Source organism: Pseudorhodoplanes sp. (assembly GCF_050250235.1).
Classification (GTDB): domain Bacteria; phylum Pseudomonadota; class Alphaproteobacteria; order Rhizobiales; family Xanthobacteraceae; genus Pseudorhodoplanes.
On sequence record NZ_JBFWPA010000157.1, the window covers coordinates 1 to 12,108 of the forward strand.

13 protein-coding genes are annotated in these 12,108 nt (G+C 55.4%); 7 read left to right on the forward strand and 6 right to left on the reverse strand.

The window, feature by feature from the left end; genetic code table 11:
* Both AB7F49_RS33900 and hpaD read left to right on the forward strand, forming a co-directional pair.
* Positions 1-463: hypothetical protein (locus AB7F49_RS33900; protein ID WP_428530499.1), on the forward strand; the 463-nt coding region annotated here is incomplete at its 5' end.
* Positions 464-477: 14 nt separating this feature from the next.
* Positions 478-1,458: a 3,4-dihydroxyphenylacetate 2,3-dioxygenase gene (gene hpaD / locus AB7F49_RS33905; RefSeq protein ID WP_428530501.1), complete on the forward strand. Its 981-nt coding sequence runs from the start codon at positions 478-480 to the stop codon at positions 1,456-1,458.
* On the opposite strand, the gene hpaR is transcribed toward hpaD, so the two are convergent.
* On the reverse strand, positions 1,455-1,997 hold the full coding sequence (gene hpaR / locus AB7F49_RS33910; RefSeq protein WP_428530503.1) for a homoprotocatechuate degradation operon regulator HpaR: 543 nt from the start codon (positions 1,995-1,997) through the stop codon (positions 1,455-1,457). The two genes, hpaD and hpaR, sit on opposite strands and share 4 nt — an antisense overlap.
* 149 nt (positions 1,998-2,146) lie before the next feature.
* Here hpaR and AB7F49_RS33915 point away from each other — a divergent pair, with 149 nt between their 5' ends.
* Positions 2,147-3,328, forward strand: coding sequence for a CynX/NimT family MFS transporter (locus tag AB7F49_RS33915; RefSeq protein WP_428530524.1), 1,182 nt, complete (start codon positions 2,147-2,149; stop codon positions 3,326-3,328).
* 66 nt (positions 3,329-3,394) lie between these two features.
* Here the strand turns inward: AB7F49_RS33915 and AB7F49_RS33920 are convergent, their stop codons facing one another.
* From AB7F49_RS33920 to AB7F49_RS33940, 5 genes are all read right to left on the reverse strand, one after another.
* Complete coding sequence (locus tag AB7F49_RS33920; protein WP_428530505.1) at positions 3,395-4,393, reverse strand: branched-chain amino acid ABC transporter permease; 999 nt, start codon at positions 4,391-4,393, stop codon at positions 3,395-3,397.
* The gene (locus tag AB7F49_RS33925) at positions 4,390-5,271 is read right to left on the reverse strand and encodes a branched-chain amino acid ABC transporter permease (protein WP_428530507.1); all 882 of its coding nucleotides are present in this window, start codon (positions 5,269-5,271) and stop codon (positions 4,390-4,392) included. Before AB7F49_RS33925 ends, AB7F49_RS33920 begins: the two co-directional genes overlap by 4 nt.
* The gene (locus AB7F49_RS33930) at positions 5,268-5,978 is read right to left on the reverse strand and encodes an ABC transporter ATP-binding protein (protein WP_428530509.1); all 711 of its coding nucleotides are present in this window, start codon (positions 5,976-5,978) and stop codon (positions 5,268-5,270) included. Before AB7F49_RS33930 ends, AB7F49_RS33925 begins: the two co-directional genes overlap by 4 nt.
* Entirely contained in the window at positions 5,975-6,745 is a 771-nt protein-coding gene (locus AB7F49_RS33935; RefSeq protein WP_428530512.1) for an ABC transporter ATP-binding protein, read from the reverse strand. Before AB7F49_RS33935 ends, AB7F49_RS33930 begins: the two co-directional genes overlap by 4 nt.
* A gap of 248 nt (positions 6,746-6,993) precedes the next feature.
* Positions 6,994-8,265 (reverse strand): ABC transporter substrate-binding protein, encoded by a 1,272-nt coding sequence (locus AB7F49_RS33940; RefSeq protein WP_428530515.1) that lies wholly within the window; start codon positions 8,263-8,265, stop codon positions 6,994-6,996.
* A gap of 203 nt (positions 8,266-8,468) precedes the next feature.
* On the opposite strand from AB7F49_RS33940, the gene AB7F49_RS33945 reads away from it, so the two are divergent.
* Genes AB7F49_RS33945 through AB7F49_RS33960 form a run of 4 tightly spaced genes read left to right on the forward strand, consistent with a single transcriptional unit; the run spans position 8,469 to position 12,055 of the window.
* The gene (locus AB7F49_RS33945; RefSeq protein ID WP_428530527.1) at positions 8,469-9,359 is read left to right on the forward strand and encodes a dioxygenase; all 891 of its coding nucleotides are present in this window, start codon (positions 8,469-8,471) and stop codon (positions 9,357-9,359) included.
* A gap of 8 nt (positions 9,360-9,367) precedes the next feature.
* Entirely contained in the window at positions 9,368-10,117 is a 750-nt protein-coding gene (locus AB7F49_RS33950) for an SDR family NAD(P)-dependent oxidoreductase (RefSeq protein ID WP_428530518.1), read from the forward strand.
* Between the two features lie 6 nt (positions 10,118-10,123).
* Positions 10,124-11,020, forward strand: a complete 897-nt coding sequence (locus tag AB7F49_RS33955) for a 3-keto-5-aminohexanoate cleavage protein (protein WP_428530521.1) — start codon at positions 10,124-10,126, stop codon at positions 11,018-11,020.
* Between the two features lie 24 nt (positions 11,021-11,044).
* Positions 11,045-12,055 carry a quinone oxidoreductase family protein gene (locus tag AB7F49_RS33960; protein WP_428530530.1) on the forward strand — a complete coding sequence of 337 codons (1,011 nt, stop codon included), beginning with the start codon at positions 11,045-11,047 and terminating at the stop codon, positions 12,053-12,055.
* Positions 12,056-12,108 lie beyond the last annotated feature (53 nt).

Below are 12,108 nucleotides of genomic sequence, written 5' to 3' on the forward strand. Positions count from 1 at the left end.
GAAGCTGAAAATATCGGCCTCCTGCGCAACGGCGTGGTCGACGAGAGCGAGCCATCCTAATAGAGATTATCCGATGCCCCATATCACCGTCGAATACTCCAGCAACCTTGATCAGCGCATTCCGATGCGCGACGTTATCGCAGGCATTCATGCTGCGGTGCTCGCAAGCGGGGCTTTCGAAAAAGGCGGCGTCCGCACGCGCGCGATCTCGCAGGATCTTTATGTGGTCGCGGATGGCGATCCCGACAACTCGTTCATCCATGTCGATATGCGGATCGCGCCGGGCCGCAGCGCCGAGACGAAAAAGCAGGTTTCGCAGTCCATTCTTGAGGTTCTTCGAGAACACACGAAAGAAGTCATGAAACAGTATGGGCTCGGCATTTCGATCGAAATCCGTGAACTCGATCAGACCGCATCCCTGAAACTCAATAACCTGCACGAGCGCCTAAAAGCCAAATCCTGATTGGTGAGGACGAGATGGCAATACCTGCAAGCGTTTTCAATCCGCCGTTCAACATCGTGCGGCTGAGCCATATCGTGCTCACGGTTACCGATCTGAAGGCCTCGCGCGATTTCTACGTCGATACGCTCGGGCTTCAAGTCACCGCAGAAGACGACCGCCGTATTTACCTGCGGGCGATGGAGGAGCGCGGTCACCATTGTCTGGTGCTGGAACGTGGCGACATTGCCGTCGCGCAGGAGTTAGGCTTCAAGGTCACCGACGAAGAGCAGCTCGACCGCGCAAAACATTATTTCGAAAAGCTTGAGCTACCGGCGAAGTGGACCGAGGTCCCTTATCAGGGCCGCACGCTGCGCACCCGCGATCCTCAGGGAATTCCACTCGAGTTCTACGCCAAGATGGATCGTCTGCCGGCCATCCATCAGCAGTACAAATTATACAAGGGCGTCCGGCCGCTGCGGATCGATCACTTCAATTGCTTCAGCCCCAGTGTTCTGGACGCCGTCCGCTTCTACAACTCCATCGGCTTTCGCGTGACCGAATACACGGCAACCGAGGACACCGATGAGCTCTGGGCTGCCTGGATGCATCGCAAAGGGGGCGTCCACGACATTGCTTTCACCAATGGCTCCGGCCCTCGCCTGCATCACGTTGCATTCTGGGTGCCGACACCGCTCAGCATCATCGATCTCCTCGATGTCATGGCGACGACCGGCTATGTCGCCAACATCGAACGCGGCCCCGGCAGACACGGCATCTCGAATGCGTTCTTTTTGTATATCCGCGACCCTGACGGCCACCGCGTCGAAATCTACTGCTCCGATTATCAGACGATCGATCCCGATCACGAGCCGATCCGCTGGGGACTGAAGGACCCGCAACGCCAGACGCTTTGGGGCGCGCCGGCCCCGCGATCCTGGTTTGAGGAAGGCAGCGTATTCGCGAACACCCCTATCCGCGCCGCGGACTTGCAAGCAACACCGATTATCGCGCCTTAACCGCGCTCCGCTTTTTTCGGCTTCTCAGGCGCCGTCTTGCTATTGAGCGAAGAGAGTTGCTGCTCGAGATCGCGCAGCATCGATTGCAGTGCAGAAAGTTTCGAAGTGCCATAGCGCTTGGCGATCTGCGCATAAATGCGCTCGGCGTTCTGACCGACACGTTCGATCAACTGCAAGCCCTTCGGTGTAATATTGACGACGCCACGCCGCAGATCACTGTCGGAAGACCTTCTGCGCAACAAGCCACGCTTGTCGAGGTCCTTGAGAATGCGCGACAGGCTCGGCCCAAGCAGGAACGTGGACTCCGCGATTTGCGATACTTCCAACGATTCTGCGGAGGAAAGCGCACGAAGTATCCGCCATTGCTGCTCGGTCAGGCCGAACTTCCTTAAATTTGGGCGAAACTGGCGCATCACGGATTCGCGTGCCCGCAACAGCGACATCGGCAGCGACTGTGAGAAATCGCGCAAGAGCGGCTGCGGCGACGAGACTTTTGCGCCGTTTTCTTTGAAGAGTGGAAGTCGTTGCTGCTTCTTCATCAACGGTCCTGCATGGCTTGCGCTTTTGTCCTGCAGGCTATCCAGCGTGCGAGTATAAAGCTACTTTTCCGGTTCAGCGATTTGCGGATAGCAAAGCGGTATTGATCAGCATGCAACGGCAAGAGACGTTCTGGACCTTCGCAGTCGTTATGCTGTCCGGCGGTATACTCGCTGCGACCAATCTTGGAAAGATTCCACCGCTCCTTGCCAGTCTGCAGAGCGATCTTCATATCGGCATCACGACAGCCGGGTGGATCGCTTCCATATTCAACATTCTCGGGGCAACCGCCGGCATCGCGGCAGGAACGCTCGCGGATCGCGTCGGGCGGCGGAAAATGCTCCTGGTCGGTCTCACTGCGCTGACCGGTGGCAATCTTCTCGGCGCCTTCGGTCATTCCGTCGAAATGCTGCTGGTCAGCAGGAGCATCGAAGGCGCGGGATACATCCTCTGCATGGTGTCGTTCCCCGCTCTCATCGCGGATGCAACGGCTCCTCGCCATCAACGCATTACCCTCGGCCTGTGGGGAGCGACCGTTCCCCTCGGCGTCATGCTTGCGATGTTCGTCGCGGTCCCGATCAGCCAGGCGGTCGGCTGGCGCCTCTTTTGGGTCGGGCTTGCGGGGGCCTGCGCTGCGTTCGCAGCAATCGTCTATCTGCTGCCACCGGTCTCGGGACAGAGCAGTCGTCCCCAGGTTTCGCTTCGCGGATTGCGGGAAACGTTCAGCACCGGCGGCCCGGCCCTTCTCGCCACGAGCTTCGCCTTCTATTCCTTCCAGTGGTTCGCCTTGATCACATGGATGCCGATTCTTGTTGTGAGAACCGGCACACTCGACGCGGCAACGGCAGGCATCGTCGCCGCACTCATCGTCGGCGCCAACATCCTAGGAAATCTCCTGGGGAGCCTGGCGGTACAGAAAGGCGCGCCTCGCTGGATGCTTCTTGCGATAGCGGCAGCCACCCTTTCCCTCTGCGGCTTTGCGGTTTTTGCTTTGCCGCTGCCGGAACCGATCAAGTATCTTCTCGCAGCAATCGGCTCGGGGTTATCGGGAGTTCTTCCTCCCGCCGTGTACTCAGGTGTCCCACTTTATGTAGGACAATCCGGCAACTCTTCCGCGATCAACGGGTCGATCATGCAGGGCGCCAACCTCGGAGCCCTGCTCGGCCCTCCGGCAATCGCAATGTCGTTTGCTCTGACGAATAGCTGGACTTTCGCCGGATTTATATTGCTGTTTTGCGGGTTGATTGGGGTTGCGTTGGCGCTCGTTCTGCGTGTTATCGAATCACGCGCAATCAAACTTGCTGCACCCGTTGACGCTGCATCCCGATACTAAAGAGCATAATCGTCAGGACAACCCAAAAACATTCAACGTTCTTTTGGTGGCCATTCTCTTTATTGGTCAGCGAGATTCATCCGGCCTAATCCGCTCCACCCGGTTTACGAGTAATCTGACGAACCAGCGCTTTATGAAGCCTCCGATCCCATCCGGAATAATAACGAGAGTCAGGATGAGGGCTATACCGTAAACGAGGCCAGCTAACGCAGGGTCGATATCACCCGCCCAAACCGGAACGAACTGAATAAACAGCGCTCCAAGAAACGCTCCGCCGAGCGAAGTGACGCCACCCACCACAGCTGCAATGAAAAGGCTGAGGCTGAGCATTACCGTGAACGAGTCAGGTGCGACAAAGCCGACAATGAGCGCATACAATGACCCTGCGACTCCGGCATAAAGACTGCTCACCGCGAACGTGATCGTTGTCAGTCTCACGCGGCTTATGCCCATAACAGCGGCGACCAGCATGTTGTCACGCGTCGCTATGAGCGAACGCCCGAGCGCGCCATCGACGATCCTTCGCGCAACGAAATATAGCACGCCCGCACAAACCAACGAGACAAAATAAATCCATTGGGTATCATCGATTGCCAACCAGGCAGGTGGTGCCGGATTTCCGACGTTCAATCCCTGTACGCCACCGGTGAACCCATCCAGGCGCTTCAAGACTGGTGGTACCGTAATCGACAGCACCAGCGTTCCCAGAGCAAGATAAAGCCCGTGCAGGCGAAGTGCGGGAAAGCCGAACAATAAACCAGCCAGCCAACCCAGCGCGGCGGATGCCGGTATCGTTGCTATCGGGTGCCAGCCGTATCGCACGACCAAGATAGACGTCGTATATGCGCCTAGTGCAACAAACGCACCGTGACCCAGCGTAATAGCACCACCAAAGCCAGTCACGAGATTGAGGCCTATAATCGCGATGCCAAAGGCGAGAACGGTTGCATACTGGCTAACGAGATAACCCGGCGCCTTGAAAGGCACGATATAAAGCAGCACGAAAGCAAGCGCCGCCGCTGCAACCGCCTTTTTCCACGATGGCCAAACCACACGACTGCTCATAGCCGCTCCACTCGCTTCTTGCCGAACAAACCTTCCGGCTTGATCAGCAAAGTTGCAAAAATGAGAACGAGTGCTGCAATGACCTTCAGATCGGGGCCGATCCACGGAATGTAGGTACCTACAAGGTTTTCGATGATTCCCATGGCGAGACCGCCGACGACTGCACCGATTGCACTGTCAAACCCGCCCAGCGTCGCCGCGGCAAAAGCATAGATGATGATACCAAACATCATCGTCGGGTTCAGAAATACACGGGGCGCCACGAGAATTCCGGAGAGCGCACCGAGTGCCGCGGCAATTCCCCAACCGATCAGCAACATAGCCGGCACCGAAACGCCAACCAGGATAGCCGAATTCGGGCTCGACGCAGCGGCGCGCATGGCAAGTCCGATTTTTGTATTCTCGAACAGAAGATAGAGACCGATCAGCACCAGCGCGATGACACCGACAATACCGGCCGTCTCCATCGACATGCTGAAGGTACCGATCTGAATATGCCACTTTGGAAACAAGCTCGGGAACGACTTGATGGTGAAGCTCCAGATGACGCCGGCAAGACTGTTGAGCGCGAGATAAAGTCCGATAAGTACACTCACCACAGTCAGCAAGCTTGCTTTCGAAAGCGGTCGAATTACCAGAATATAGAGCAGCGCTCCCATGAAGAAAGATATGGTGATACTGATCAGTGCCGCTGGTAGCAAACCGAGCCCCCAGGCCATCAACTGCCAAGCGAAATAGGCGGATAGCATTGCCATCTCGCCCTGCGCGAAGTTTACAATATTGGTCGAGCGATAACTAAAGACGAGCGCAAGCGCGAGCGACGCGTAAATCGCACCATCCGCAACACCATCAGCGATCTGACTGAGAAGGAGGTTCATTCGTAACCCAGATAAATCCTGCGAATTTCGTCATTCTGTGCAAGACGCTCGGCGCTTTCCTGCAAGACTATATTTCCACTTTCGAGAACCATCCCTCGATCGCCGATTCCAAGCGCAAGGTTTGCACTCTGTTCAACAATTAGCATCGTCATCGCTGTTGCTTGGCGAATGGCCGCTAGCGTCTTGTACAGACTCTGCGTGATCACTGGCGCAAGCCCGAGCGACGGCTCGTCGAGCAGCAGCAGCCGGGGCCTGAGCATTAGCGCACGCGCAATAGCCAGCATCTGCTGTTCGCCGCCACTGAGACTCCCCGCCTGTTGATGGAGACGTTCTTTAAGTCGCGGGAAGAACTCGAGCCAGCGCTCGCGATCCTGGGCGACTTGCTTTCCAGAACGCAGATAGGCGCCGAGACGCAGGTTCTCGTCCACAGTGAGTTCGGAAAATGTGCCGCGCCCCTGCGGAGCGTGTGCGATACCGGCAGCAACAACATCGCGCGGCCGATATCCTTCGATACGCACACCATCGAATGTGATTGATCCGGAACGATCTACGATTCCAGAAATTGCTCTGAGCGTCGTCGTCTTCCCAGCGCCATTCGCACCCAAAATAACGCTGATCTGGCCAGCTTCGATCTCCATCGAGATTCCGTGCAAAGCCTTGAACGCCCCGTAACGCGCTTCAAGATTCTCAATACGAAGCAAAGTCATGCAGCGGTTCCCAAGTAGGCTTCCGCTACACGGGGATTAGCTTTGATTTCGGCGGGAAGGCCTTCGGCAATCTTCAGCCCGTTATCGAGCACGACCACGCGATCGGAGATACGCATCACCATCCGCATATGATGCTCGACCAGAAGAACCGTCAGCTTGTACGCATTGCGGATACGGAGAATGACTTCACTGAGTTCGTCCACCTCCCCGTGCGAAAGTCCGTTGGCAGGCTCGTCGAGCATGAGGAGCCGCGGCATGGCGGCGAGCGCACGGGCAAGCTCGATGCGTTTCAAGGTACCGAACGGCAGTCCTGCGCAAACTTGATCCGCCACATCGATAAGGTCGAGGTCCGCTAGAATCCCACGCGCCTCTTCCTCAGCTTTTCTGGAGCGGTTTTCCAGGGACCTGCTGGCGACGACCGATTCCAGGAAACCAGGTAGAATAATGTGATGCGCACCAAGCATCACGTTCTCAATCACGGAAAGCTCCGCAAACAAACCGATATTCTGCAGTGTACGAGCAACACCGAGTTCGACAATCCGATGCGCGGGCAAACGCGTAATCTCTATTCTATTGAAGCAGATGCTTCCCTTTGTGACGTCACAAACGCGCGACACCGCATTAAACAGTGACGTCTTGCCGGCACCATTCGGTCCGATAAGCCCGCAGATTTCATCCGGAAATACGTCGAACGATACGCCGCTTAAGGCTGCAATGCCTCCGAAGCGAACCTGTACATCCCGCACTTGCAGAAGAGATGTCTTCACCGTTTGTGTCCTCCCGTGACGAGAACCGCCTCCGACATCCGCGTGCGCGCACTGCCCATTGCGCTCAAGCTCACTCCCGCATTTCTCGGCAGATCATCATGGACATCATGATGGGAAGCCAACGAATTGACGCCTTTCATTACCCGGACCTGAACATTATCAGATGAGACAATGAGCGATTGCGTCGTCTCTTGCGGCAACAATTCGTCAGCCCAACTCTTCGCAACAACAACGCAGCACAGAATGCTTCATTTCACATGCTGCGGTGTCTTGCCTTCGTATTTCGTAATAATGCTGCCCACAGGTCTCCAGTTTCCTTTGGAGTAGCGAACCACTTGCATCGACTCGAAATAGAACGGGTCTTGCTTACCGTTGGCACAAACATTGATACCAGGAAGAACCCCAAACACCCGAACGCCGCAGAGATGGCGGGCCGACTCCATGATAGCGGCACGCGTGGGCGCTTTTGCTCTTTCCAGTATTGCGACAATAGCTTGCGCCTGCCCAAATCCGGAAACCGTCAACGGATCATCGGGGTTTAGGCCCGTACCGCCAAACCTAGCTCCTATATCGCGGAAGAGCTTCATATCTTCGGTAGCTGCATGATCAGAAGCCGTGGGATCCATCAGAGTGATCACCGAATAGACGCCTTCCGAAGCTTCCGGACCAGCCGGCTCCATCACGCTCCTCTTCGATGCGCTGATGGAGGTAAGGATAACCATCGGACGCCATTGCGTCTCTTGTATCTTGCGCATTGCTTGCGCAGCAAACTTGGGAACAGCAAACAACAAAAGCGCATCAGCCCGGCTCGCAGCGAGGTTCAAAATCTGCGAGTCAACCGTCGGCGACGTCACTTCGTAGGATTGAGCCGAAACAATCTGGATATCCAGATCCTTCGCTGCGTGTCTAAACGCATTCAATAGTTCTTTGCCGAAGTCATCGTTTTGATAAAGCACCGCGACCTTGGCGTTGCGCTTCTGCGTCTTCACGAATTCGGCAAACACGCTGCCCTCGGTCGTGTAAGAAGGCGGCCAGGCCATACTCCACGGATATTTGTCGGTATCGGCATTGAACGTCGATAAGCCACTACCGACCATAAGCTGCGGTACGCCGCGCTTATTGAGATAGTCGCGGATCGCAAGACCCGTAGCACTACCGAGGGGGCCGATTAGAAAAGCAATTTGGTCGCGCTCAACAAGGCGGCGCGTTTGCTCGACAGTACGTGGCGGCGAATAGCCATCATCATAATAGACATAGTTGATTTTACGGCGTTTACCGTCACTCATCATCACGCCGCCGAAGCGCTCGTTGATATACTTATAGTACGCGTCCTGCATGGCGCAGCCGGTAACGAATGAGGCAATAGGGCCGGTGCTGGGGCAGATACCACCAATCTTGATTTCGGTATCGGTAAAGCCGGGATCAGCCGCAAGCGCTCCCCTTGCCACAAGCGCGAGCGCGACACCCATAAGGAGCGCGGGCAGTTTCTTTTTGAAACTCAGCAGATACGAGTTGCGCATTGACGGTATCTCCTTTGTCTAGCGGGCTCGCGCAGAGTGCGCACCGATCAGAAAACGGCGAAAGCAGGGAAGAAAGAGCAGAACCGGGCCAAGCATACCTCCGCCGCAAACGCTTTGCAATCGTTTGCAGTAATTATTGCAAACGATTGCAATTAAAGCTATCAGTTAGACCGGGTTCTGGACGTGAGACATAAGTGAGCAGCATGATCAATGGAGTTGCCGATGTGACCCCGGCCGTCCTTGCGGCCATGGCAAACACGCCCGACGCACGCCTTCGGGAGATTACCAAGTCGTTCATTTCTCACATTCACGCTTTCGCACGCGAAGTCGAACTCACTGAAGAGGAATATGAAGTCGGCATCAACTTTCTCAATCGTATTGGGAAAGCCACATCCGAGCATCACAACGAAGGCGTTCTCATCGCCGATGTAATAGGACTGTCGACGCTTGTTTGCCTGCTGAACAACGGAAATGCCGGGGCAACGGAAACTACTGCTGCCTTGCTCGGTCCTTTCTGGCGCATTAACGCGCCTTCGATAAGAAACGGCGGCTCGATTGTTCGCTCTTCAACGCCGGGAGCTGCATTGTTTGTCAAAGGCCGGGTGAAGGATATCAATGGCAACCCTATTGCAAATGTCGATGTCGATGTCTGGCAAGCATCTCCCAAAGGACTCTACGAGAATCAGGATCAAGATCAGGCGGACATGAACCTTCGCGGCAAGTTGGTTACGAACGCCGAGGGCATATTCGAATTTCGTTCCGTAATGCCGGACGGTTATCCCGTTCCGACTGACGGACCTGCAGGCGATCTGCTGCGAGCGCAGCGGCGCCACCCCTATCGGCCCGCTCATATCCACTTCCTGTTGTTCAAGCCAAAATTCAAAACGCTGATTACTCAGGTTTTCGTGAACGACGATCCTTACCTGGAAACAGATGCCGTGTTCGGGGTCACGGCAGCGTTGATTGGAACCTACCGGAAACACGATTCTGGAGAACCTCCAGCGGCCGACATTACTGCGCCCTGGCATACCCTCGAGTACGATTTCACGATGGAACCAGGGTTTGCCAAGCTTCCAACACCCCCGATCAAGTGAGGTCGCCGTTGACTTCGACACTCAAAGACAAGACTGCGCTTGTTATTGGCGGCACCGGAGGCATTGGCGCTGCATGCGCGGAAGTCTTTGCAAGCCAAGGCGCAAAGGTCATCATCACTCATCGCCCAGGCAAAGCGGACGCCGCACTCGATCTTGTGGCTGAGCTCTCAGGCTCGGGACATCAAGCATTCCCAGCCGATGTCGCCGATACCGCAAGCCTATTAGCTTTACGTAATGCCATCACTTCGCAGCATGGTTCTATTGATATTCTTGTCAATGCAGCGGGATTCACGCGTTCCATTCCTCACGCTGACCTCAGCGCGCTGGACGATGAAGTGATCGATCAAGTGTTTGCAGTCAACTGGCGGGGTCAGTTTGCAACGATCCGGACATTCGCTCCACTGTTGAAGGCTTCAGGCAATGGCCTGATTGTATTAGTTTCATCTATCGCGGGAAATACCGGGATTGGTTCGTCGATTGCCTATTGCGCGGTGAAGGCCGGCATCGATGTGATGGTCAAGTCGCTGGCGCGGGTGCTGGCTCCCGAAGTTCGGGTCGTCGGAGTCGCACCGGGTGTCGTTGACACTGCATTTGTGCCGGGACGCAATGCTGCGTTCAACGCCAGAACTGCTGCATCTACACCGCTGCGCAGGATTGCGACCCCTTTCGACATTGCAGATGCGATTCTTGCCTGCGCCACACACCTGACATTTTCGACAGGAACGACCATCGTCGTCGATGGCGGCCGGAGTCTTTGAAACATCATGCGTCAACCCCGCGAAAAGATATTCATCACCTGCGCAGTCACTGGCAATCTGACGAAGCCAGAACAGACACCGTATCTTCCGATCACTCCGCAACAGATCGCAGATGCATCTCTTGAAGCGGCAGATGCCGGAGCAGCGATCGTTCACATCCACGTTCGCGATCCTCACACCGGTAACCCCTCGATGGAGCTCGACTACTATCGAGACGCAGTGGAGCAAATTAGGGGAAAGAACCGGGATCTCATCCTCAACTTAACTACGGGTCCCGGAGGCCGCTTCGTCCCCTCACACGACAATCCGAGGATTGCTGGACCAGGAACGACGCTGATAGCGCCGGAACGGCGAGTCGAGCATATCGCCGCGTTGAAGCCGGATATCTGTACATTGGACCTCAACACGATGAATTCCGGAGGCGAGGTAGTCATCAATACCCCACAGAACATCCGACGCATGGCCAAGATCATTCGCGAGTCAGGCGTGAAGCCCGAGATCGAACTTTTCGATTCCGGTGATATTGCCTTGATGCACGCCCTTCTAGATGACGGAACATTGCAAGGGCCTGTGCTGTGCTCTTTGGTGACAGGCGTGCGCTATGGATTTCAGCCCAGTCCGGAAACAGTTATTTATGCGCGAAATCTTTTACCTCCTAATACTGAGTTCACTGCAATAGGTGTTGGACGGGCTTCCTTCACCATGGTTGCCCATTCCTATCTAGCAGGCGGACATGTTCGCGTCGGGCTGGAGGATGCAGTCTATCTCTCTCGTGGACAGCTCGCGAAATCCAACGCCGCCATGGTAGAGAAAGCCAAGCGTATCGTCGAAGACCTCGGCGGCCAGATTGCTACGCCATTGGAAACCCGAGACATCATAGGCCTTCCGCAACCTGCGCGCTAAAGCGCGGATTCTCCTTTTGACGGCATTTCCAAGAAAGTACGCAATATGATTATTTCCACCTGTGTGCGCCTGACCGAAAAGGCGGCGGACATATCTTTGATAAACCCTGTAATCGAACAACATTCACTTCAAGCAAATTCGGGAAAAGTGATTGTTAAAATCACTGCGGCCGGCGTCAATCCATCCGATGCCAAGGCTGCAATCGGGCTAATGCCTTATGCTGTATTTCCGCGTACACCTGGACGGGATTTTGCTGGCGTCGTTATTGAGGGGCCATCGCAATGGCTTGGCCGCGCGGTATTCGGATCGTCCGGTGATCTCGGTATCCGCTGCGACGGCTCGCACGCGAGCCATCTCGTTGTAGAAACTGAGGCACTGGTGGAGTTGCCGGACACCATTACTGCTGACGAAGCTGCCGGGATCGGCGTGCCGTTCGTCAGTGCCGTCGAAGGCTTTCGGCGCGCTGGCACGCCATCATCTGGCGAAACCGTACTTATTTTCGGGTTGAATGGAAGAGTTGGTCAAGCTGCGGCACAACTTGCCAGTTGGTGGGGCGCACATGTTATTGGCGTCGTACGTAATGAAAAGCCATATCAAGGATATGCAAGCAGCCCAATCGAGGTCATCAATTCCGCAAACACAGACGTTGCTGCGAGAGTTCGAGAACTAACCGACGGAAAGGGCGCCAACATTGTTTTCAATACGGTGGGAGACCCCTACTTTCAGTCCGCTCACAAATCTTTAGCGCTCGCCGGCCGCCAAATCTTGATTGCCGCAGTCGACCGTTCCGTTCAGTTCAACATTTTCGAATTCTATCGTGGCCAACATACCTACGTCGGGGTCGACACTCTCGCGCTTTCATCTGTCAGGAGCGGCGACATTCTACGGAAAATCGTGCCTGGGCTTCAAACCCGCAGTCTGCGGCCTTATCCAATCTCGTCAAATGCGATCTACTCACTACGAGAAGCGAAAGATGCCTATCGTGCAGTAATGGGATCCGCATCCGACAGAATCATCCTTAAGCCGGAGATATGATGGAGTCGCCGAAGTCGAGGCTCACCTTTTCATCTTTCAGAAGCCTCTCTCAG